The organism is Acidimicrobiales bacterium, assembly GCA_041394265.1.
In the GTDB taxonomy this organism is placed as follows: Bacteria; Actinomycetota; Acidimicrobiia; order Acidimicrobiales; family SZUA-35; genus JBBQUN01.
The window spans coordinates 4,341,099-4,363,048 of sequence record JAWKIO010000005.1; the positions used below are offsets into that span (position 1 = coordinate 4,341,099).

A 21,950-nucleotide genomic window follows, 5' to 3' on the forward strand; every position below is an offset into this window, starting at 1 on the left:
CCCGATTCGCCCACGGTTCGGTGGCCTCATCGTTGAGCCATGGCCGCAGTGATCTTGACTCCCACCTTCAGCCCCACCACCTGGACCACCGAGCTTCTCGTGCAGCACCCGATCTACGGGGCACGCCCGAGCTTGCGGGGCCGCTTCCACCAGCTGGGTGCTGCCGTGTCGGTTCCCGCCGGCGGCTGGCTGCTCCTCTCGGTCGACGATGCCGGGCAGCGAGTGCCGGCAGCCATCTACGCCATCACCGCACTCGTCATGTTCGCCACCAGTGCGGCGTACCACCGGTTGGCCCAGAGCGTGAAGGCCCGATTCTGGATGCGCCGCCTCGACCACTCGATGATCTTCGTGCACATGGCCGGAGCGACGACGCCGCTCGGCCTCGTCGTGATCGGGGGAGCACTCGGCATCGGGATCGTCGTGGCGAGCTGGCTGCTCACGATCGTCGGTGTCGGGCTGAAGATGACCCGGCTGACCGCCGACCACGACCCCTGCAGCTGCCTCTTCCCACTGCTCGGCGGGTTGCCGCTGGTGGCCATTCCGTTCCTGGCCGGGGCACAGCAATCAGCGGCAGCGGCGCTGCTGCTCACCGCAGGCCTGCTGTACACGGCCGGGGCGACGTGCTTCGTTCGCAAGGCACCCAACCCACGGCCCAGCGTCTTCGGCTACCACGAGATCTGGCACGTGTTCACGCTCGCCGCCGGGGCCTGCGAGTTCTGGGTGATGGTCGAGGTGCTGTCGGCCTGATGTCGCCGGATTCAGCCCTTCGCTGCGAAGGCGGCGGCGATCGAATCGACGAAGGGCGAACGGAGCACACCGACCTCGGTGATGATGCCGGTGATCAGCTCGGCCGGCGTGACATCGAACGCCGCGTTCCAGGTGGCAATGCCCGAAGGCGCCGACTGTTCGGAACGGAAGCGGCGGACCTCATCGTCGGCCCGGAACTCGATCTCGATGTCGGTGCCCGACGGCAGGGCCGGATCGAAGGTGGACAGGGGAGCGGCGATGTAGAACGGCACGCCCTCGTAGTGCGCAGCGATGGCGTGGGCTCGGGTGCCGATCTTGTTGGCCGAGTCACCGTTGGCGGCGATGCGGTCGGCGCCGGTGATGACGGCGTCGATGCCGCCGGTGCCGAGCAGTGCGGCACCGGCACCGTCGCTGAGCAGCGTGGCCGGCAGGCCGGCGTCGACCAGCTCCCATGCCGTGAGCCGGGCACCCTGGAGGAGCGGACGGGTCTCGCAGGCGTACACCTCGACCGGATGGCCACGTTCGGCCTTGGTGTAGACGACACCCAGCGCGGTGCCCCGACCGGCGGTTGCGAGGCGTCCGGTATTGCAGTGGGTGAGGATCCGGTGACGGTCGACGAGCTCGTCGGCGCCGTGGCGGCCGATGGCGTCGCACGACGCGATGTCTTCGGCCTGGATCGCCTGCGCTTCGGCGAGCGCGGTCGCTCGGATCGACTCGACGGTCGTGGCGCCGAGGGTGGCGGTGCGGACCCGGTCGACGGCCCACGCCAGGTTGACCGCCGTCGGGCGGGCCGTGCCGATCCGGTGTGTGAGTGCATCGATCGCTGATCGGGCAGCATCGAGATCGGTCGGCCTGGCCTCGTCGAATCCCACCACCATGCCGTAGGCGCCACAGACACCGATGGCCGGCGCGCCTCGCACGGCGAGCCGGTAGATGGCGTCGACGACCTGGTCGGTGGTGGTGAGCGCGAGCAGTTCGAGCGAGGTGGGGAGCGCGGTCTGGTCGATGATCACGAGCCGGCCGTCGACCCAGTCGACGGCCGGGGTGAGTGACGAATCGGTGGAAGAGGCCATGCCCTCAGCTTGCCGTGGCCGCGTCCTGAATCGCTCGCCACACCCGCTCGGGCGTGACCGGGATGTCGACGTGGCGGATGCCGACGTGGGAGAGCGCATCGACGACGGCGTTCTGCACCGCCGGGGTGGCCCCGATGGTGCCGGATTCGCCGATGCCCTTGGCCCCGAGGGGATTCATCGGGGTGGGGGTTTCCATCGGAACCCGTTCGAACGACGGCAGTTCGGTGGCCGAGATGATGCTGTAGTTCATGAAGGTGGAGGTGAGCGGATTCCCGTTCGCGTCGTAGCTGAACTCCTCCATGAGTGCCTGGGCAATGCCCGAGGCGACGCCGCCGTGGACCTGGCCGTCGACGATCATCGGGTTGACGATGGTGCCGGCGTCGTCGCAGGCGATGTGGCGGAGGACGGTCACGAGGCCGGTGTCGGTGTCGACCTCGACGACCGAAACGTGCGAGCCGAAGGGGAAGGTGGCTCCCGCCGGTTTGAAGTCGATCTCGGATCGGAGTGCACTCCCGCTGATCTGGGCTTCACGCTCGGCGACCTCGGCCCAGGACCTGGTGATCGCCGGGGTGCCGGCCACCGAGAACGAGGCGTTCTCGGTGTCGAGGACGATGTCGGACGGGTTGGCCTCGAACAGCTCGGCGGCGATCTCCTTGGCCCGTTCGACCACGGATTCGGTCGCCTGCCAGATCGCGGTGCCGCCGAGCTGCATGGCCTTCGACCCGCCGGTACCGGCGCCTCGTGGTACCTCGTCGGTGTCGCCGTGACGGACCTCGATCTTGTCGACCGGGATCCCGGTGAGCTCACTCGTGAGCTGGGCGAAGGTGGTGTAGTGCCCCTGGCCATGCGGCGACTGGCCGGTGAGCAGCAGGGCGGTGCCGTCGGGACGGATCTCGACGCTGCCATATTCGCCGGCGTTGGTCGGGTTGGTGATCTCGACGTAGGTGGACAGACCGATGCCGAGAAGCTTGTGGTCGCCGTTCTCCCGCCGCTTGGCCTGCTCGGCCCGCAGCTCGTCGTAGCCCGCCGCCTCGAGCGCCCGGTCGAGGGAGCCTGCGTAGTCGCCGCAGTCCATCCTGGCCCCGGTCGGCGTGGTCAACGGGAACGCATCGGGAGCGTGCACGTTGCTCTTGCGGATCTCGACGGGGTCGATACCGACCTCGCTGGCGAAGAGGTCGATCATCCGCTCGACCGCGGCAGCGGCCTCGGGGCGGCCGGCGCCGCGGAAGGCACCGGTGGGGACGGTGTTCGTGACCACGGAGCGGCTGTCGAACGCCACGTTGGCGATGTCGTAGCAGCCAGAGGTCATGGTGCGGGTCATGAAGGGCAGGATCGAGCCCATCTCGGCATAGGCACCGCCGTCCTGGACGACCCGGAGCGAGTAGGCAGTGATGCGCCCGTCGCTGGTTCCACCCATCTTCGCCTCGAACAGCTGCCCACGACCGTGGACGAGGCCGAGCATGCTCTCGGTACGGGTCTCGACCCATCGCAACGGTTGGCCGAGCTGGCGGGCGATGGTGGCGATGACGACGTCTTCGGGGTACGCGCCGCTCTTCGCACCGAACCCGCCGCCGACGGCCGGAGCGATGACCCGCAGCTCGTCCTTGTCGATGCCGAGCGCGGCGGCCAGTCCATCTCGGGTGCCGTGCGAACCCTGGGTGGAGGAGTAGATGGTGAGGCGCTGGCCGTTCCAGATCGCCAAGGTGCCCCGGGGCTCGATGGGGCAGGGGGCCATGCGGTGATTGCGGAACGACAGCTCGACCACGGTGTCGCAGTCGGCAAACGGATCGCCCTCGGAGGCATCCGGCATGGCGAAGACCACGTTCGTGCCGGCCTCGGGGAACAGCAGCAACTCGTCGGCCACCGACTCGAGCGGATCGACGAGCACGGGCAGCTCGTCATAGGAGATGTCGACGAGCTCGGCGGCGTCGACGCCGGCTTCCCGACTGGTGGAGACGACGACCGCCACGGGTTCGCCGACGTAGCGGACGCGGTCCGACGCCAGCCAGGTGCGGAGCATGCCCTGGTTGAGCATGGGCATCGCGTGAGGGCGACCAGTGAATCCGAGATCGGCGGCGGTGAAGACACCAACGACGCCATCGAGCGCAGCGGCAGCCGAGGTGTCGATGCCGGTGAGTGTGGCGTGAGGCAGGATCGATCGGACGAACGTGACGAACAGGGCGTCGGCCGGAGCGATGTCGTCGACGTACTTGCCGCCCACCGTCAGCAGTTCGGGGTCTTCCTTCCGGACTACTCGCGTGCCAATCATGCTCATGGTCGATGCTCCTCGTGCTCGTCGGTCCCGGACGTCGCGTTGTGTTGGGCGCCGACCGTAGTGGCCCGCCGGTCGTCGCGCAGCTTTCGCCACGACGAGCGCTTACCATCGACCGAGCAGACGATCGGGAGGGGATCCATGCCGAACCAGGAACCAGACACCGAGCAACGGCGCGTGGGCGCCTCGGGCGCGATGCGAGTGGCCGCAATGCTCGTCGCTACCGCACTGGTTGCGGGCTGCGGAGGATCCGATGGGTCGTCGCAGCTGGCATCGAGCGAGGTGACCTCGTCGGCCGACGGCGCTGCGGTGACCAGCGAAGGGTCGGCTGCCGACGCCGGTGGTGAAACCGATACCGGGGCCGCCGACGGCGACGACGATGCCGAGACCGACGGCACGGCAGCCGACGGCACCGAGACCGACGACGGGTCCGACCCCTACGGCTCATCCGGCGACAGCGACGATTCGCCGGTCTCGGGTATCGAGATCGACCCGAGCTGGCAGCGCCTGCTCGAGCCCCGCTTCGTCTCCCAGGCCCCGCTCGGCTCGATCGTCACGCTCTATGCCGAACCGTCCACCGACAGCGCGGCCGTTGGCTCGGTCCGCGCCGGCGAGACCGGGCTGACACTCTTCGACGTGATCGAAGACATCGACGGCCGGCAATGGAGTCCGGTCCAGACGGCCGACGGTGTCGTCGGCTGGATGAAGAACGGTCTGCTCCGACCCGAACCCTCGGTCTCGCCACCCGAACGCATCGGCGACTCGCCCCTCCGAGGCAACGATGTCGTTCGGCTTGCCATCGCAGGGCTGACCTCTCCTGACGTCCTCGCCGGTCTGGTCGACGATCGTGGCCTCACGGTGGCATCCGATGCGTTCATCGGCGACGACGCCGTGGTGCTGACCGCCGAGCAGTTGCGAACCCCGGCCGCCGACGACACCACCGTGGTGACCTGGGGTGTCGAGGCCGGCGTCGGTGATCCGATCGAGGCCACGATGACCGAGCGGTTCCGCACACTGGCCGGCAGCACGGCGGTCACCAGCACCGAAGCGATGGGCTACAACGTCCAGGTCGGCGTCGGGAACATACCCAGCAACATCCCCGAGGTCTTCCCCGACGCCGAGTGGGTCGAGCTGCACTTCAGCGGCACCGAGGCCTTCGGCGGCCTCGACTGGGAGTCGCTCTCCTTCGTCTTCGACACCAGTGGTGACGCTCCCGTCCTCCTCGCCATCACCGCTGCCGCCTGGTCTCCCTGACGCCCGCAACGCCCCTCACTCGGCCGTTCTGTGCGTCAAACTCCTCGCGTCCTCCGTTCTGTGCGTCAAAGTTGCCGGTCACGGGAACTTTGACGCACAGAACGGTGATTGGCGGTGGGAATGACGCACAGAACCGGGGCGGTGGGCGGACGTCAGGGCTTCTTGGTGAGGAGGACCTTGACCGGCTTGGAGTGATTGCTCGTGCCCTGGGGAAGTGCGTCGGTGCCGACGGCGGCGAGCACGGGCTCGCCGTGGCCGCTGACGCACTCGGGGTCGGGACCATCGAGCGGCATGCCGGTGAAGAACTTGGCCGCCATACACCCGCCCTGGCAGGCGTCGAACTGGCCGCAGCTGGCGCAGGCGCCGGCCGACTGCGGACCCCGGAGCTCGGCGAAGAGGTCGGAGCGGCGCCAGATCTCCTCGAACCCGCCCGGGGAGCGGACGTTGCCGGCCTTGAAGTCGTCGTGGAGGACGAAGGGGCAGGCGTAGACGTCGCCGATCGGGTCGATCAGGCAGACGACTCGACCAGCACCGCACAGATTCAGCCCGGGGAGTGACTCGTCGCCCAGCGCATTGAGATGGAAGAACGAGTCGCCGGTCAGCACCATCGGGCGATCGAGCAGCCAGTGATAGAGCTCGACCTGTTGCTCCGGCAACGGGTGGAGTTCGTGCCAGGAGTCGGCGCCACGGCCGGCGGGGCGGAGGCGGGTGAGTCGGAGCTCGGCCCCGTAGCGATTGGCCAGCTCCTCGAACCGGTCGAGCTGGGGAATGTTGTGACGGGTCATCACGACGCTGATCTTGAACGGGCCGAACTCGGCGGCCCGGAGGTGCTCCATCGCCGCGATGGCGGTGGCGAACGATCCCTCACCGCGCACGGCGTCGTTGGTCTCGGCGTCGGCACCGTCGAGGGAGATCTGGATGTCGAGGTAGTCCATGGCCGCCAGTTGGCGAGCTCGCTCGGCGTCGATGCGGGATCCGTTGGTCGAGAACTTCACGCCGACACCGCTGCTCGTGGCGTAGTCGACCAGCTCGAAGAAGTCGGGCCGGATCATCGGCTCGCCGCCGCCGATGTTCACGTAGAACACCTGCATTCGGCGCATCTCGTCGATGACGGCCTTGGCTTCGGCGGTATCGAGCTCGCGAGGATCGCGTCGGCCCGAGGAACTGAGGCAGTGGATGCAATCGAGGTTGCAGGCGTAGGTGAGTTCCCAGGTGAGGCAGATCGGCGCGTCGAGGCCACGTTTGAGTTCGTCGGTCAGAGCGGTCATGGCGTCAGTCCAGTGGTGCGGCGGCGTAGGGGGCGGTGTCGTCGTCGGCGCGCTGCTCGAGGAAGTCCGAGAGCGCAAGCGATGCCAGGGCTCGTTCGAACGACGGCCAGCGACGCTCGTCGATGCCCAGCGCTTCGAAGCCGGCCCGGGCCGACGGATGCCGGTCGAGCGACTCGACGAGGGCAACGAGCTCGGGCGAGCGGAGGAAGTTCAAGCGCCGGTTGTCGTAGTGGTACGCCATCGCCCCGAACGGTTCGGGCCGGAGCGCCACACGATGGTGCAGCTGCCACGGCCGTGACGCGTCGAAGATCGACGGATCGATCGCAGCGGCAGCGGCCGGGCGGGCCGGCGAAGACGACGACATGCGGCGTGGGGGAGCGTCTGGCGAGCGGGCCGGGTCTAGTAGACCCCGCACATCCCGTCGATCGAGATCTCCTCGACGAGCAGCTCTTCTTCGATCAGGGTGTCCTCACCTGCCGGGAGGTCGACCGATGAGGATTCGGCGGGGGCATCGGCGACGAGGGTGGACGAGGTGGCAGCGGTGGGTTCCATGGAGGGAGAGCCTAGCAACGTCGGTTCGGGCGCTCGACATCGCCCCTCCGCTCGCCGTCGCGCCCGCGTGGCGTCGACCGTGATGTCGTCAGTGGTGTCGTCCGGTCAGCGCAGATCGAAGCAGACCTTGATGGAGCCACGACGCCCCGCGTTTGCCGCATGGTCGAGCGCATCCTCGTAGGCCGCCAGCGGGTAGGTGGCCGAGACCAGTCGTCCGAGATCGGCCGTGTCGACCAGGTCGGTGGCCAGCGCGAACGACGTGGTGACCGTGCCGTCCGCGAGGGTCTCGGTGCCGTAGGTGTAGCTTCCGAGCAGGGCGGTCTCCCGATGCCACAGCGCCGTCATGTCGACCGAGACCCGCCCCGGCATCCCCACGAGCACCACGGTCCCTCGGGGACGGGCGATGCCGATGGCCTGCTCGAGTGATGCCTCATTGCCGACGGCGTCGATCACCACGTCGGCGCCGCCCGACAGATCGTCGCCGATCATGTGGCTCCCGGTGAAGCGGCGGACGGCCCGGGTGAGTTCGCCGGGTGCGACGACGAGGTCGGCGCCGAGCGAGCGGGCGAGATCGACCTGTTCGGGATACTTGGCTGCCACGATGATCGTGGCGGGGTCGGCGAGCCGGCGGACCGCCGCCAAGGTGGTGAGTCCGGCCGTGCCCGCACCGATGATCGCAACACAGTCGCCGGGCCCGATCGGGGTTCGCAGCGCAGCGTGCACGCCGACGGCGGCCGGCTCGATCATGACTGCGGCTTCGTCGCTGAGATGGTCGGGCACGACGTGGAGCTGGGAGTCGTGGGCCACGAACTCCTGTGACCAGCCCCCGCCGGTGGAGGTGCAGTAGCCGATCTGGATCCCGGGATCGAGCGGGCCGCTGACGAGGTGGCGGTAGTCGTTGCCGTCGCCGGGAGCGGCGCCGTCGAACGGTGGTTCGAATCCCCGGGCGGCGTGGCCGAGTACGGGTTCGAGCACGACACGCCGCCCGTCGTCGAGCGTGCCGACGACCTCATGGCCCGGCACGAACGGGAACGACACCCACGGCTCGAAGTAACGAGACGCCTGACCCTCGACCGTGGACAGATCCGAACCGCAGATGCCGGCGAGACGGGTGTGAACTCGCTGCCAGCCCTCACCCGGGAGTGAGGGGGCCGCGCCATCGATCAGGTGCAGCGGGCCGGTCTTGGCTCCCGACCCGGGCCGCAGCCGCGACGCGACGGCGGCGCGGGCGTAGCGGACTTCTGAGCGGCGGAATTCCAGAGCTCTCACGGCGTCAGACGCTATCGCACCTGGCGTCGGGCGCTTTCCAATGGCGTCACGACGACGGCAGACGCTCGCAGTCGAGCGGTGTTCGAGCAGCTCAGGGCGCTGTCATACGTTCGCCGTACGGTAACGGTCATGAGCGTGACCATTGATTGTGCGTGTTGCCGACTCCAGGCCACCGAGGCCTGCAGCGACTGTGTCGTGACCTTCATCACCAACCGGGAGCCGAACGAGGCCGTCGTGATCGACGTGGCGTCGTTCGCCGCCATGAAGCGGCTCCAATCGGCAGGCATGGTGCCAGAGCTGAAACACCGCGCCGGCTGAAACACGTGCCGGCCGACGCGCTCGTTCCGCATCAGAACGCGGCAGGCTGGGTGGCGTGCCCCCGGCCACCGACGATCACGACCCCTCAGCGCTGACCGACGCGGTGCTCGCGGCCGGGCGGCGAGGCGGACTCGATGCCGTCGGTGTCACCACCGCCGAGGTGCTCGAGCCGGCCCGCAGCGTGCTGCCGAGGCGCAAGGCGTCGGGGCTGTCCGCCGACATGATGTTCACGTACCGGAATCCGGATCGGTCGTCCGACCCCACCCGAGCCCTGCCCGGCGCGGTCTCCGTGGTGGCCGGAGCAGTGAACTATCGCCGGGGCGACGTCGAAGCGCCCGACGGGCTGCACGGGCGCGTGGCGCACTACGCGTGGACCGACCACTACGGCCGGTTGCGCGATGCGCTCGAGGCCGCCGCCGACGTGCTGCGAGCGGCCGGATATCTCGCCCAGGTCCACGCCGATGACAACCACCTCGTCGATCGCAACGTCGCCTACCGGGCTGGGCTCGGCTGGTACGGCAAGAACGCCAATCTGCTCGTGCCAGAGGCCGGGAGCTGGTTCGTCCTGGGCGGCATCATCACCGACGCCCCGCTGACCCCGAGTCGCACCGTCGCGTCCGATGGGTGTGGTTCGTGTCGACGTTGCATCGATGAATGTCCGACCGCGGCCATCGTGGCGCCGGGTGTGGTCGACGCGCGTCGATGCCTGGCGTGGCTGGTCCAGGCGAGGGGAGCGATACCCGTCGAGTTCCGAGCCGCACTCGGTGACCGGCTGTACGGCTGTGACGAGTGCCAGGAGGTCTGTCCACCCAATCTCGGACTCGACCGCCACTCGCCGCCACCACCGGCCGACGCCGCGGCCGACCCGTGGATCGACATCGCTTGGGTGCTCGAGGCCGAGGACCAGCAGTTGATGGCCCGGGTGGGTCGCTGGTACCTGGCCGATCGGAACCCCGACGTCGTGCGTCGGACGGCGTTGGTCATCCTGGGCAATCTCGGGCGAGGCCGGCCGGAGACCGGGCCGCTGATCGATCGCTACCTCGACCATCCCAACGAACTGCTCCGGGCACATGCCGTCTGGGCAGCTCGGCGTTGCGGGCTCGACCAGCTGGCCGAACGGCGGAGGGACGACCCGAGCGACCTGGTGCGCGCCGAGTTCCACGGCGTGGTGGAGCCGGCGGTCATGTCCACGCGCCGAGACGCCGATGAACAGGCAAACTGAGCACTCGTGTCCTCCACCGACCATCGACATCTGCTCGTCACCAACGACTTCCCGCCGAAGGTCGGGGGCATCCAGAACTACCTGCTCGAGCTGTGGCAGCGGCTTCCCGCCGAGCAGGCGCACGTCTACACCACTCCCTACGCCCATGCGGTGGCGTTCGACGCTCGGCAGCGATTCTGGATCGAGCGATCGCCCGAGCCGGTCCTCCTGCCGTCACCGTGGTTGGCTCGCCGCGTCGATCGTTTGGCGGAGCGGCTCGATGCGTCGCTGGTCCTCCTCGATCCGGCAGTGCCGCTCGGCCTGATCGGACCCCGGCTGCACCGGCCGTACGGCGTCGTCCTCCATGGCGCCGAGGTCACCATTCCCGGACGACTCCCCGGGTCGTCGCACGCCCTTCGCTCGGTCCTGACCCAGGCCTCGCTCGTGGTCTCCGCCGGTGCGTATGCGTTGCGTGAAGCCGAGCGGTGCGCCGGCCGCTCGCTGCCGTCGGTCGTGATCCCCCCGGGCGTCGACCATGAACGGCTCGTGCCGCCGTCGCCCGACGAACGGACTCGGCTGCGGCGTCAATTCGGCTATGACGATCGTGACGTCGTCGTCACCGTCGTGACACGGCTGGTACCCCGCAAGGGGCTCCACACCCTGATCGACGCCGTCGGCCGGCTGGCCACCTCTCACCCCCATGTGCGCCTGGTGATCGGCGGCACAGGGCGCGAACTCGGGCGCCTGCGTCGGCAGGCGGGCGACGCCCGTGCCCGGGTCGAGTTCCTCGGCCGGATCACCGACCAGGAGAAGGCCGAGCGCTACGCCGCCGCCGATCTGATGGCAATGCCGTGCAACCAGCGCTGGGGCGGTCTCGAACAGGAGGGATTCGGGATCGTATTCCTCGAAGCCGCGGCCGTCGGGATTCCCCAGATCGCCGGTCGGTCCGGCGGCGCCGACGAAGCCGTGGTCGACGGTGTCACCGGGATCGTGGTCGATCGACCAGACGAGTCTGATGCCGTCGCCGACGCGCTCCGCCAACTCGCCGACGATCCCGAGCGCCGCCGAGCGATGGGGCTCGCCGCTCGCCGGCGAGTCGAGACCAGCTTCGACTACCAGCTGCTGGCCGATCGCCTCCGCCTGGCGATCGATGACACGATCGACACCGGCGCCGACACGAGACCCGGACCCGACGACACGAATCCGCACCGGCAACCAGCGGCTCGAGGTAGCGATCGATGACTCCCACCACACCACCCTCGCCGGATCCCGACCGCACCGACATTGCCCCCGGTGTCGACCCTGCCTCCGATGCCGCAAGAGCCCCCGGTGCCGACGGCACCGATGGGATCGAGCCCGAGCGAGTTGCCGACGGGGCCACCAGTTCGACACGACCAGTCTCCGCTGCGCCGGTGCGACCGGCCATCATCGGCGCCTCGATCGTCGTCACCGTCTTGCATTCGATCGTCACGTTGGCGGGTGTGCTGAGTGATGCCGACATCGTCCGCAACGGGGTCGCGGTCTTCTCGGTCGTGTGCTTCTTCGTGGGCGCGGTGGCGTTCGGGGCGGCGTTCGTGCTGGCCGCCGGGCGATCCCGCTACGAAGAGCTGTGGTTCGGGGGCGCCTTCTTCCTCACTGGCGGGGTCGTGCCCGCGCTCGCCCGCAATCGGCTGGCGGCGTGCCTGGCGGTGCAATGCGTCGTGGGCTTGGCGGGTGCGAGTCTGGCTCCCTTCACACCCGTTGCGTTCACCGTGCTCGTCCCGCTGGCCGGCATGGGTTTGATGTCGTTGTACGGCGCTCGTTGGGGTGAGTTCTCTCCAAAGCAAGAAGCGGACTAGGCTGTCCGAGTGGTCACCCCAATGTCGAGTAGTGAACATGCCGTCGTCCACACGCTGGTCGCCGCCGACACCGACGCCTGCTTCGCCGTCGTGACGAACCTGGCGGAGTATCCCGAGTGGACCCACGGCGTGACCGCCGTCGACATCGTCGCCCGCGACGCCAGTGGCCGACCCACTCGGGCCGACTTCCGCGCCGAAGCCATGGGGCGCACCACCCGCTACACCCTCGACTACGACTACAGCGACGCACCTCACGCCGTGCGCTGGACCCTCGTGGCCGGCGACCTCACCCGGCGCATCGATGGGTCCTACACGTTCGAGCCCGACCTGGAAGACCCGTCGTCGACCCGCGTCACCTACGAGCTCACGATCGATCTGATGGTCCCACTGCCAGGCTTCGTCAAGCGCCGGGCCGAGACCAAGATCATGGAAGCGGCGTTGCGCGAGTTCCGACGCATGGTCGAACAGTCCGTCGCCGCCTGACCGACCCATCCCGCCGGGCGCCGGTGCGCCATTCCCCGAGGTCCTCCGGCGATTCGAAAATATTTCTGCGAAATCCTCAACTTTCCGCTTGAGTTGCCGGGCGAACCCGACGACAACTCGGCCATGAGAATCTTGCGCCTCGACTTTGGGCCCGACATCGGCAGCGCCGACCTCCATCCGTTCGTCTCGGTCGTCCACGGCCTCGACGAGGCCCGGAGTTCTCGGCTCATCTCGGCCATTCGATCGCTCGTGACCGGCTCGGGTCTCGGACTCGCCGGTCTGGTCGAACACAACGGCCACCTCGTCGATGTCACCGGCGAGAACCTCGCCGACATCGGCCCCTTCACCACCGAGGACGTGGTCATGGCGACCAGTCGGTTCACCGGCGGCGCTGCGAACCTGCCCCAGATGGTCGCCGAGTTGGATCAGCTGGCCGCTGCCGCCCAGATCGACTCGGTCTGGGTCGAAGAGGTTCGAGCCGATCTGGTGCCGACCGCTGCTGCCCGGGTGCAGCGCCTGCGGGATCAGCTCGACGGTGTCCACGTGCAGCCGATCGACCTCGAGCTCCAGGCTCGTCGAGCCCGGATGCGCGAAGCGATCGCCGCCGTCGACGGCACGAACCCGGTCATCACCGAGTCGCCCGACGGTATCGCCGAGCTCATTGCCGAGTGGCAGGAGCTGCAGCGGGCCGAGGCTCGTTCACGGGGTCATCTCGACACCATCGCCGCCAGGGTGCAGCAGGCCGAGGCCGCCCTCGCTGATGCCAAGCGGTTCCTCGCCGACGCCGAAGCCGACGCCAAGCCGGTGCTGTTGAGCCCCGAGGACGAGGATCGTCTGGACCAGCTCTGCCACCCGAAGGTGGAACGGCGGTTCCGTCCTCGTGAGCGGTCGGCCGAGACGGAGGCCGAGATCGCCACCCTGCTCGCCAAGGTGAACCAGACCAGCTACTCGGGCTACGCCATGTACCGGCTCATGCCGACGGCGTCGGAGGAGAAGCTGGCCGTGGTCGGCGCGGCCGAGGATCAGGTCGACGCCGCACAGGCCGAGGTCGACCAGGCTCGGCACGCGATGACGTATGACCAGACCGCCGTGCAGCTCGCCGAGGTGGCGGATGGCATCAAGGCTCGGGCTCGGGAGTTCTTCGGCCCCATGTTGCCGGCCGATCTCGGGCGAGCGTTGCAGGAGCATGTGGTGGAGTCGCCGAACCCGGTCTGGTTCGACCGTGTGCGGGAGCTGTACGACGCTCTGGTCGAGAACGACGTCGAGGTGCCGGATGACCTCGAACCCGAGAAGCTCACGATCTGGGCCGACGGCTGGCTGATGGAGCAGGAACGGCTCGATCTCGAAGCCAACCGGGTCGATCCCGGCATGATCCAAGCCGAGCTCGATGCTGCCGAGAAGGCGCTCGACCGTCACGCTCGAGCCATGGCTCGTATCGACCGGCTCGAGGCCAAGGCCGCCGAGTCCCGCCAGCGGGTCAGCGAGCTGCGCCGCCGGATCGCTCGGATCGAAGCCGGCGATGCCTCGTCGATCGAGTCGGTCTTCGAGGGAGTGTCGGAACTCGCCGAGCGGGTGCGCGACAACGCCGGTGTGTCGATCCCGATCGTGATCAAGGGCAACTTCGGCGATCTCGACGATGCCGACGTCACGGCACTGCTCGATCGCATCGAGCCGCTGGCGCAGTCGGTGCAGATCGTGGTGATGACCGACCGCAACGCCGCCGCCACGTGGGCCCGCACGGTGGGGGTTCGCCGAGCACTGTGTGCCGGCACCGTCGCCTGATTCGACGCACATTCCTCGTCCCGAGGGTTTCCTCGGCGGGAGCGGTGAATCTCGACGCGAGCCGCGGAGGCGTTCCGATAGCTTGCAACGATGGAGTTCCGCCGGATCAATCACCTCCCGCCTTATGTCCTTGCGATCATCAATGATCTGAAGATGGAGGCACGTCGAGACGGGGTCGATGTGATCGACTTCGGCTTCGGCAACCCCGATCTGCCGTCACCCGATGTCGCTGTCGACAAGTTGATCGAGGCCACCCGCAACACCCGCAATCATCGCTACTCGGCAAGCAAGGGCATCCCCAAGCTGCGTGAAGCCGCCGCCAACATGTACGAGCGGCGTTGGGGAGTGAAGCTCGATCCCACCACCGAGGTGTTGAACGTGATCGGCGCCAAGGAGGGGTTCACCCACCTGATGTGGGTGCTGCTCTCACCCGGTGACGCCGCCCTGGTCCCGGCGCCGTCGTACCCCATCCACATCTGGGGGCCGATCTTCGCCGGTGCCGCCATCCGCGAGGTGCCGCTCGCCGAGGGCGACGAGTTCATCGCCAACCTCGAGCGGGCGTGGGAGTACTCCTGGCCCAAGCCTCGCACGCTCGTGATCTCGTTCCCGCACAACCCGACCGGTGTGTGCGTCGACCTCCCGTTCTTCGAAAAGGTCGTCGACTTCGCAAAGAAGCGGAACCTGATCGTCGTGCACGACAACGCCTACGCCGATCTCGGCTTCGATGGGTACATGCCGCCCTCGATCCTCCAGGTCGATGGGGCCAAGGACTGTTGCGTCGAGCTGTACTCGATGACCAAGAGCTACTCGATGGCGGGGTGGCGAGTGGCGTTCCTCGCCGGCAACCCCGAAGTGGTCGGGGCACTGGCCAAGCTGAAGAGCTACCTCGACTACGGCACGTTCCAGCCCATCCAGATCGCCGCCACCGTGACCCTGAACGAAGCGACCGATCATCCGGCGCAGGTGCGCGAGATCTATCAGGTCCGACGCGACGTCCTCTGCGACGGGCTCGACCGTATCGGCTGGCACGTCCCGAAGCCGAGGGGCACGATGTTCGTCTGGGCACCGATCCCCGAGCCGTACGCCCACATGGGTTCGGTCGAGTTTGCCTCGAAGCTGGTACGCGAGGCCGGTGTCGCCACCTCGCCAGGGGAGGGCTTCGGTCCCGGCGGCGAAGGTTTCGTCCGCTTCGCCCTGATCGAGAATCAGCAGCGCACCCAGCAGGCGCTCCGCAGTCTGCGACGAGTGCTCACCGATCTCGAACCGGTCACCGCCGCGGCCTCGTAGTCACGATCGCCGCCTCGGCTCGGCGGCGTGGTCAGTGCGCCGCCACGCCGGCGACGCCGTAGAGACACATCCGCACGGCGGTGTCGACCACCTCGTCATCGAGCTGGTCGGCGTCGATCAGGTACTGGCGGCCGAGCTCGTCGGTGACGCCGCGGATCGCGGTGGCGAGCATGTGGACATCGGCGTCGGGGATCAGCCCTTGGGACATCGCTGCGGTCAGATGGCGAGCAGTGTCGGCGATGGTGACCTCACGCCCGCGCCGGAGTGCGACCGCGAACGTTTCCTCGGTCCACGCAAAACTGATCAACCGCACGATGTCGGCGTGCTCGAAGATCCAGGCCAGCGAGCTGCGGATGCCGTTCTCGAGCCGCTGGAGCGGATCGTCGGTCTCGACGATGGCCGATTGCTGGGTGCGACGAAGGTCGTAGAGCGCTTCCCTCAGGATCTCGAGGAGCAGCTCGTCTTTCGAGGGGAAATACCAGTAGAAGACCCCCTTGCCGACGCCGACACCGTCGACGATGTCGGCCACCGAGGTGGGATGGAAGCCGTTTGCTGCGAACTGCTCGGTGGCGTAGGCGAGCAGCCGATCACGGCGTTCCTTGCCCCGCGGCGTGAGCCGTCGTCGAGGCGGCGAGGAGGCATCGGCGGCGGAGGACATCGAGCGCCAGAGTAAGAAGAACTTGACCAGGTGGTCAAGACATCGGGTCCGGCGACCAGCGGAGATGGGTCATCGTCGGTGTGACAGCATTGCGTCAGAGATGTGTAACGACGTCAACACATCGTGATCACGCCGAGCGAACGACGACCGCCCTACAGTCGGGTCATGTCTGCTCACCTGTTCCGTTGCCGAATGAGTGACCGCCCGGGCGCCCTCGGTCAGGTCGCCTCCCGGATCGGGTCCCTCCGCGCCGACATCGTCTCGGTGGCCGTGCACCGCCACAAGGACGGCATCGTCGTCGACGAGTTCCTCCTGATGCTGCCCGACGAACCGTTTGGCCTCGAGGAAATGCTCGTGGCCGAGATCGAGCAGGTCGACGGGGTGACGGTCGAGAGCCATCGTCTCGTCGATGACGGTCGGATCAACCTCACCCTCACCAACGTCGTGTGGTTCGAGCTGCTGAGCGACGACTGCGATGCGGCGGCGGCCTTCTACACCGAGGCCCTTGGATGGCGAACCGAACCCGTCGCCCCCTTCGGCGACGGTGTGTACCACGTGATCTTCCCGAACAACGGGCTCACGCCGGCCGGCGGCCTGGTGTACAGCGAGAAGGCCGCCCGCGGCTCCGAGGCGGCCGGCGCCGTGGTCTATGTCGAAACTCCCGATCTCGACTCGGCGCTCGCCGCGTTCGAGGCTGCCGGGGGCTCGGTACGCACCGTCACCAAGGATGACCCCCACAGCTCGGCGGTGGTCGCCGACCCGTGGGGCAATCGGCTCGGTCTCTGGCAGACCTGACGCCTCAGTCGGCGGTCGCCCACCCCTTGGCGTGTTCGACCGCCTGGAGCCAGCGGGTATGGCGTCGATCTGCGGCGGCGCGATCACTGGTCGGAGCGGCTGTCCGGTCGACGCCCCAGGCGGCGACGACATCATCGAGCGACGCCCACACGCCCTCGGCCAAGCCGGCGAGGTACGCCGCGCCGAGCGCGGTGGTCTCCTGGTTGAGGGGGCGGGTGACGTCGATGCCGAGCTGATCGGCCTGGATGTCGAGCAGGAGGTCCATGACCGACGCGCCGCCGTCGACGCGAAGCTCCGCCGGCGGCCGCCCGGAGGCGGCACCCATGGCGTCGAGCACATCGCGCACCTGGAAGGCCATGGACTCGACGACGGCGCGAGCCAACTCGGCTCGGCCGGTGCCCCGGGTCAGCCCGACGATCGCCCCACGAGCGTATGGATCCCACCAGGGGCTGCCCAGGCCGGTGAATGCCGGGACGACGTACACATCACCGGTGTCATCGACCGAGGCGGCGAGTGGCCCGATCTCGGCGGCTTCGTCGATGATGCCCAGACCGTCGCGCAGCCACTGGATCGCAGCACCGGTGACGAAGATCGAACCCTCGTAGGCGTAGGTGGCGTGCTGGTCGTCGCCGAGCGACCAGGCCACCGTGGTGAGCAGGCCCTCGACCGGCTCGGGACAGCTCGTGCCGACGTTCATCAGGAGGAAGCTGCCGGTGCCGTAGGTGTTCTTCGCCATGCCGGGTTCGAAGCAGGCCTGTCCGAACAGCGCAGCCTGCTGGTCACCGGCGACCCCGCTGATGGGGACACCGGCACCCAGTTTTGTGGTGTCGGCGGTGACACCGAACCGGCCGCTGGTCGGCCGCACCTCTGGCAGGGCCGACCGGGGGACGCCGAACAGCGCACAGAGCTCGTCGGACCAGTCCAGGTGGCGAATGTCGAACAGCATGGTGCGGGCGGCGTTCGACGGTTCGGTCGCGAACACGGCGCCATCGGTCAGCTTCCACATCAACCAGGTGTCGATCGTGCCGAGCGCAAGGTGCTCATCGGACTCGACGCCGCCCTCGGTCAGGAGCCACTCCATCTTCGAGGCCGAGAAGTACGGGTCGAGGACGAGGCCGGTGCGGTTGCGAACGAGCGGAAGATGGCCCGCGGCCTCGAGCGCCCGGCATCGGTCGGCCGTTCGCCGGTCCTGCCAGACGATGGCCCGATGTCGCGGTGCACCCGTTCGCCGGTCCCACGCCACGACGGTCTCGCGCTGGTTCGTGATGCCGATGGCGGCGACGGGTTCGACGAGTTCGGGAACGAGGTCGTCGATGCAGCCGGCCATCGCCTCCCAGATCTCGTCGGCGTCGTGCTCGACCCATCCTGGCTTCGGGAAATGCTGGGTGAATTCCCGGTACCGCAGGGCGACGATGTTGCCGCCCTGATCGACCGCCATCGCCCGAACGCCCGTGGTTCCGGCATCGAGTGAGATCACGAGTGACATGGTGGTTCCTCCGGTCGCGAGCTGTCAGCAGCCAAGTCTGCCATGGTCAGGCGGCCGTCGACCGAGCCGATGCCGTCGGCGATGGGGAGCACGGCTCGGCCCCGTAGGCTGTCGGAGGAGTCGATCCACTTCGCCCCTTCGACAGCGTGGTCATGCAGGGCATCTCTCAACCCGAAACACGACCATCTGAAAGCTGCGGAGGTACGCGCGTATGCGAGTCGGCATCCTGACCGGCGGGGGCGATTGCCCGGGACTGAATGCGGTGATCCGCGCCGTGGTGCGCAAGGGTGAGCAGGTCTATGGCGACGAGCTCATCGGCTTCCACGATGGCTACCGGGGCGTGATGGACCGTGAGTACGAGATGCTCGACATCAACGCGCTTCGTGGCACGCTCCCACGTGGCGGCACGATCCTCGGCACCAGTCGCGAGAACCCGTTCACCTTCGACGACGGCGTCGAACGTGTCTTGAGCTGCATCTCGGATCTCGGTATCGATGCGCTGGTGGCCATCGGCGGCGAAGGCACCCTGTCGTGCTCGAACGAGTTCTACAAGCTTGGTGTGCCGATCGTCGGCGTACCGAAGACCATCGACAATGACATCGACATCACCGAGCGCACCTTCGGATTCGACACGGCGGTTTCGATTGCCACCGAGGCCATCGATCGACTGCACACCACGGCCGAGAGCCACAACCGCGTGATGGTGGTCGAGGTGATGGGGCGCCACGTCGGACACATCGCCACGTGGGCCGGGCTCGCCGGCGGCGCCACACTCACCCTGATCCCCGAGGAACCCTTCGACATCGATGAGGTGTGTGCGTCGCTGTCCCGCCGCCATCTGAATGGTCGCTACGCCTCGATCGTCGTGGTCGCCGAGGGTGCGAAGCCGATCCCCGGCACCTTCGACCTCCCCGCCGACGAGTACGACGACTACGGCCACATCCGTCTGGGCGGCATCGCCAACCGAGTGGCGACCGAGATCGAGAAGCGAACCGGCTTCGAGACTCGGGTCACCATCCTCGGCCACGTGCAGCGTGGTGGCTCACCCACCGCGATGGACCGCGTCCTGTCGAGCCGCTTCGGTATCGCCGCGATCGAAGCCGTCCACGATGGTGCGTTCGGCCAGATGGTGGCCATCCAGGCCGACACCATCGTCAGGGTCCCGCTGGCGGAAGCCGTTCGTGATCTCAAGCCGGTCAGCCCTCAGATGTGGGCAACCGCCAAAGAGTTCTTCGCCTGACCCGAGACGCCCGACTCGTTCGAGCAACCGCTTCAACCGGTCGAGGTACTGCTCGAGTCGGGAGCGTCGGGTGGGAGGTCGGGCGTCGCACAGTCGTCGAAGTTCTCGCGCCTCGCCGGTCCTTCGATCGACTCGGAGTTGCGGCCGACGAGGCCGATGGGTTCCGGTTGGGCGTCACGGACGACCAGACCATCGATGGCGTCGAACTCGGTGAGCGTGCACACCAACTCCTCGGCGGCGTTGGCCTTGTTGGGCAGCTCGCGGAAGCCGGTGCCGGACACGACCACGGTCACGATGCCCTCGACCGGTCCCTCGATGATCGGGTTCAGCTCGGCGTCCTTCAGGCCGGCGTTCGGACCGAAGAACTCGACGCCCTCGGTCTCGGCCACCTCGGACTCGACGGGACCGCCGATCAGCTCCTGCAGCGCCTCCTGTGGGGTCGGTGGCGTGGAGCGGAGGCGAACCTTGCGGATCAGGCGACCACCCTGGTCGCTCTCGTGCCAGTACAGCACCAGCTCGTACGGGGCGTCGTCGACAACGGCGGCCGGGGCCGTGGTGGTCGTGGTGGTCACCGCGAGCAGGTCCTCGGGGAGGTCATCGATGGCCTGGGCCTGGTCTTGCTCGGGGAGTCCGCACGATGCGGCCACGACCGCGGCGGTCGAGACGATCATTATCAGGAGCGGCATCGGTCGAAACGGGGTCACGTCGCCATCTCCTCATCACCCATCTCGGTGTCGTCGATCGGCATGTCGATCACGAACCGGGCTCCGGGCAGGCCATCGGGCCGATCGGTGACCCAGACCGTGCCATCGTGCATACGAATGTGTTCCTTCACCAACGACAGGCCGAGACCCACGCCCTTGGCGATGTCGCGTCGGCCGGCGTCGGCACCGGCTCGGGTGAAGCGATCGAAGATCCGGACCCGATCGGCGAGCTGCACTCCGGGACCCTCGTCATCGACGTAGATGTGCACTCGGTCGTCGTGTCGGGCAAACGAGATGGCGGTGGCCCCGCCTGCATACTTGATGGCGTTGTCGATGAGGTTGGTGATGGCCTGGGCCATCCGGCGCTTGTCGACGTCGATCATGAGGTCGGCGTCGGGGATCGCACAGGTGACATTGATGCCGGCCGCTCGTGACTGGGCGATGACGAACCGGAGGAACTCTCGGACGTACACCGGCGAACGGTCGAGTTGGACCGCACCCACGTCCATCCGGGAGATTTCGAGGAGGTCCTCGACGAGTCGACGGAAGCGCCGAAGATCCTTGCCCAGCAGGTCGACGGCTTGCTGGGCCGGCGCCGGCAGGTCCTTGCGGCGACCTTCCAGCACGCCGACCGAAGCCGTGAGGGTCATGAGCGGCGAGCGGAGCTCGTGGCTCACGTCGGAGGCGAACTGTTCGTCTCGCTCGATCCGGGCCTGCAGGGCCTCGACCATCTGGTTGAACGACGTGGTGAGTTTGGAGAGGTCGGGGTCGATCTGGTCGTCGAGGCGGGTCTCGAAGTCGCCGCCCGAGATGGCTTGTGCGGCGGCCGACACCCGGTTGAGCGGCTGCACGGCTCGGTAGGCGGAGTAGTAGCCAAGCCCGGCGCCGCCGATGCTGGCTGCCAGGGCCACGCCGAACAGGATGTTGCGGAGGGAGTTGAGTGTGCCTTGCAGGTCGGTGAGCGGCACGAGCTCGAAGTACTCGGCGTCGTATTCGGGGAGCTGGATCCCGAGCGCCAACTGGGGGTCACCGCCGGTGCTGTCGAACCGCCGCCGGGCTGGCTCGCCGGCCTCGACCATCGACCGTAGGTCGTCGGGAATCGAGGTGGGTTGCAGACCGCTCAGCGAGAACGGCCGAACGCCGCCTCCATCGCTGCCGGGTGGGAGGACGAGGAGCGAGGCGGCACCGTTCGGGCGCTGGAGGCCGTTGAGGATGACGCTGATGGGGTCCTGCGGGGTCGGGGGGACATCGATGACCGGAGTCTCGCCCACCGGGGTCGGCACGGCACCGAACGTTTCGCCCAACAAGCTGCTCATGGTGGCCGAGTTCGGCAGCGTGGTCGGCGGGGTCAATTCCTTGTCGACGGCGGGAATGTTCGACGGCAACCACGTCGTGGTGGTGGCGGGGAAGAAGCGGGTCGTCGACGGTGCCAGCGTGGTCGGTACCGACACCGCCGGCACGTCGGTGTCATCCTCGACCGCGGCATCGTCCTGGACGACCGAGGTCTGGTCGTCGGAGATCTCTGCGACCTGTAGGCCACGTCGAAGGTCACGGATGTTGCGGAAGAATTGGGACTGGGCCGTGCGCTCGGTTTCGCTGAGCAGGCGACGCTGCGTCAGCAGGAAGCTCGACGCCGCCACGGTCGACGACAGCAGCAGCGCGCCCAGGGCGTAGATGAGCGTGACTCGGGCCCGTAGACCGAGCCGTCGTCGGGAGATCATCG

General features: G+C 68.0%; 21 protein-coding genes. 11 read left to right on the plus strand and 10 right to left on the minus strand.

The genetic code is table 11. From position 1 onward, the window contains the following. Positions 1–39 precede the first annotated feature (39 nt). Positions 40–747 (plus strand): hemolysin III family protein, encoded by a 708-nt coding sequence (locus R2733_20915; GenBank protein ID MEZ5378972.1) that lies wholly within the window; start codon positions 40–42, stop codon positions 745–747. Between the two features lie 11 nt (positions 748–758). On the opposite strand, the gene mtnA is transcribed toward R2733_20915, so the two are convergent. Next, positions 759–1,820, minus strand: a complete 1,062-nt coding sequence (gene mtnA, locus R2733_20920; protein ID MEZ5378973.1) for an S-methyl-5-thioribose-1-phosphate isomerase — start codon at positions 1,818–1,820, stop codon at positions 759–761. A 4-nt stretch (positions 1,821–1,824) separates the two neighbouring features. Next, a complete protein-coding gene (locus tag R2733_20925) occupies positions 1,825–4,095 on the minus strand; it encodes a xanthine dehydrogenase family protein molybdopterin-binding subunit (protein MEZ5378974.1) in 2,271 nt (756 codons plus the stop codon). 138 nt (positions 4,096–4,233) lie between these two features. Between R2733_20925 and R2733_20930 the strand changes: the two genes are divergently transcribed. Further along, positions 4,234–5,346: an SH3 domain-containing protein gene (locus R2733_20930; GenBank protein MEZ5378975.1), complete on the plus strand. Its 1,113-nt coding sequence runs from the start codon at positions 4,234–4,236 to the stop codon at positions 5,344–5,346. Between the two features lie 152 nt (positions 5,347–5,498). Here the strand turns inward: R2733_20930 and mftC are convergent, their stop codons facing one another. From mftC to R2733_20950, 4 genes are all read right to left on the minus strand, one after another. Continuing rightward, the gene (mftC, locus tag R2733_20935; GenBank protein ID MEZ5378976.1) at positions 5,499–6,614 is read right to left on the minus strand and encodes a mycofactocin radical SAM maturase; all 1,116 of its coding nucleotides are present in this window, start codon (positions 6,612–6,614) and stop codon (positions 5,499–5,501) included. A 4-nt stretch (positions 6,615–6,618) separates the two neighbouring features. Then, positions 6,619–6,978 carry a mycofactocin biosynthesis chaperone MftB gene (gene mftB, locus R2733_20940; protein ID MEZ5378977.1) on the minus strand — a complete coding sequence of 120 codons (360 nt, stop codon included), beginning with the start codon at positions 6,976–6,978 and terminating at the stop codon, positions 6,619–6,621. A gap of 35 nt (positions 6,979–7,013) precedes the next feature. Then, a complete protein-coding gene (mftA, locus tag R2733_20945; GenBank protein MEZ5378978.1) occupies positions 7,014–7,166 on the minus strand; it encodes a mycofactocin precursor MftA in 153 nt (50 codons plus the stop codon). A gap of 105 nt (positions 7,167–7,271) precedes the next feature. Further along, entirely contained in the window at positions 7,272–8,435 is a 1,164-nt protein-coding gene (locus tag R2733_20950) for a zinc-binding dehydrogenase (GenBank protein MEZ5378979.1), read from the minus strand. A gap of 129 nt (positions 8,436–8,564) precedes the next feature. On the opposite strand from R2733_20950, the gene R2733_20955 reads away from it, so the two are divergent. The 7 genes from R2733_20955 (at position 8,565) to R2733_20985 (ending at position 15,344) form a co-directional block, all read left to right on the plus strand. Beyond that, the gene (locus R2733_20955; GenBank protein ID MEZ5378980.1) at positions 8,565–8,753 is read left to right on the plus strand and encodes a hypothetical protein; all 189 of its coding nucleotides are present in this window, start codon (positions 8,565–8,567) and stop codon (positions 8,751–8,753) included. 55 nt (positions 8,754–8,808) lie between these two features. Beyond that, positions 8,809–9,975: a tRNA epoxyqueuosine(34) reductase QueG gene (queG, locus tag R2733_20960; protein MEZ5378981.1), complete on the plus strand. Its 1,167-nt coding sequence runs from the start codon at positions 8,809–8,811 to the stop codon at positions 9,973–9,975. 6 nt (positions 9,976–9,981) lie between these two features. Continuing rightward, entirely contained in the window at positions 9,982–11,196 is a 1,215-nt protein-coding gene (locus tag R2733_20965; GenBank protein MEZ5378982.1) for a glycosyltransferase family 4 protein, read from the plus strand. Then, positions 11,193–11,792 (plus strand): hypothetical protein, encoded by a 600-nt coding sequence (locus tag R2733_20970; GenBank protein ID MEZ5378983.1) that lies wholly within the window; start codon positions 11,193–11,195, stop codon positions 11,790–11,792. The genes R2733_20965 and R2733_20970 overlap by 4 nt, the downstream gene beginning before the upstream one ends. Before the next feature lie 9 nt (positions 11,793–11,801). After that, entirely contained in the window at positions 11,802–12,275 is a 474-nt protein-coding gene (locus R2733_20975) for an SRPBCC family protein (protein MEZ5378984.1), read from the plus strand. A gap of 123 nt (positions 12,276–12,398) precedes the next feature. Further along, positions 12,399–14,057 carry a hypothetical protein gene (locus tag R2733_20980; GenBank protein MEZ5378985.1) on the plus strand — a complete coding sequence of 553 codons (1,659 nt, stop codon included), beginning with the start codon at positions 12,399–12,401 and terminating at the stop codon, positions 14,055–14,057. Positions 14,058–14,147: 90 nt separating this feature from the next. Beyond that, positions 14,148–15,344, plus strand: a complete 1,197-nt coding sequence (locus R2733_20985) for an aminotransferase class I/II-fold pyridoxal phosphate-dependent enzyme (GenBank protein MEZ5378986.1) — start codon at positions 14,148–14,150, stop codon at positions 15,342–15,344. Positions 15,345–15,375: 31 nt separating this feature from the next. On the opposite strand, the gene R2733_20990 is transcribed toward R2733_20985, so the two are convergent. After that, positions 15,376–16,002, minus strand: a complete 627-nt coding sequence (locus R2733_20990) for a TetR/AcrR family transcriptional regulator (protein MEZ5378987.1) — start codon at positions 16,000–16,002, stop codon at positions 15,376–15,378. Positions 16,003–16,167: 165 nt separating this feature from the next. On the opposite strand from R2733_20990, the gene R2733_20995 reads away from it, so the two are divergent. Then, positions 16,168–16,797 carry a VOC family protein gene (locus tag R2733_20995; GenBank protein ID MEZ5378988.1) on the plus strand — a complete coding sequence of 210 codons (630 nt, stop codon included), beginning with the start codon at positions 16,168–16,170 and terminating at the stop codon, positions 16,795–16,797. A gap of 4 nt (positions 16,798–16,801) precedes the next feature. On the opposite strand, the gene glpK is transcribed toward R2733_20995, so the two are convergent. Next, entirely contained in the window at positions 16,802–18,283 is a 1,482-nt protein-coding gene (gene glpK / locus R2733_21000; GenBank protein ID MEZ5378989.1) for a glycerol kinase GlpK, read from the minus strand. Positions 18,284–18,494: 211 nt separating this feature from the next. Here glpK and R2733_21005 point away from each other — a divergent pair, with 211 nt between their 5' ends. Continuing rightward, complete coding sequence (locus tag R2733_21005) at positions 18,495–19,523, plus strand: ATP-dependent 6-phosphofructokinase (protein ID MEZ5378990.1); 1,029 nt, start codon at positions 18,495–18,497, stop codon at positions 19,521–19,523. Between the two features lie 32 nt (positions 19,524–19,555). Here R2733_21005 and R2733_21010 read toward each other — a convergent pair whose 3' ends face one another. Together R2733_21010 and R2733_21015 are read right to left on the minus strand one after the other, a co-directional pair. After that, the gene (locus R2733_21010) at positions 19,556–20,227 is read right to left on the minus strand and encodes a hypothetical protein (protein MEZ5378991.1); all 672 of its coding nucleotides are present in this window, start codon (positions 20,225–20,227) and stop codon (positions 19,556–19,558) included. After that, positions 20,224–21,948, minus strand: a complete 1,725-nt coding sequence (locus R2733_21015) for a HAMP domain-containing sensor histidine kinase (protein ID MEZ5378992.1) — start codon at positions 21,946–21,948, stop codon at positions 20,224–20,226. The genes R2733_21010 and R2733_21015 overlap by 4 nt, the downstream gene beginning before the upstream one ends. Positions 21,949–21,950: the final 2 nt, after the last annotated feature.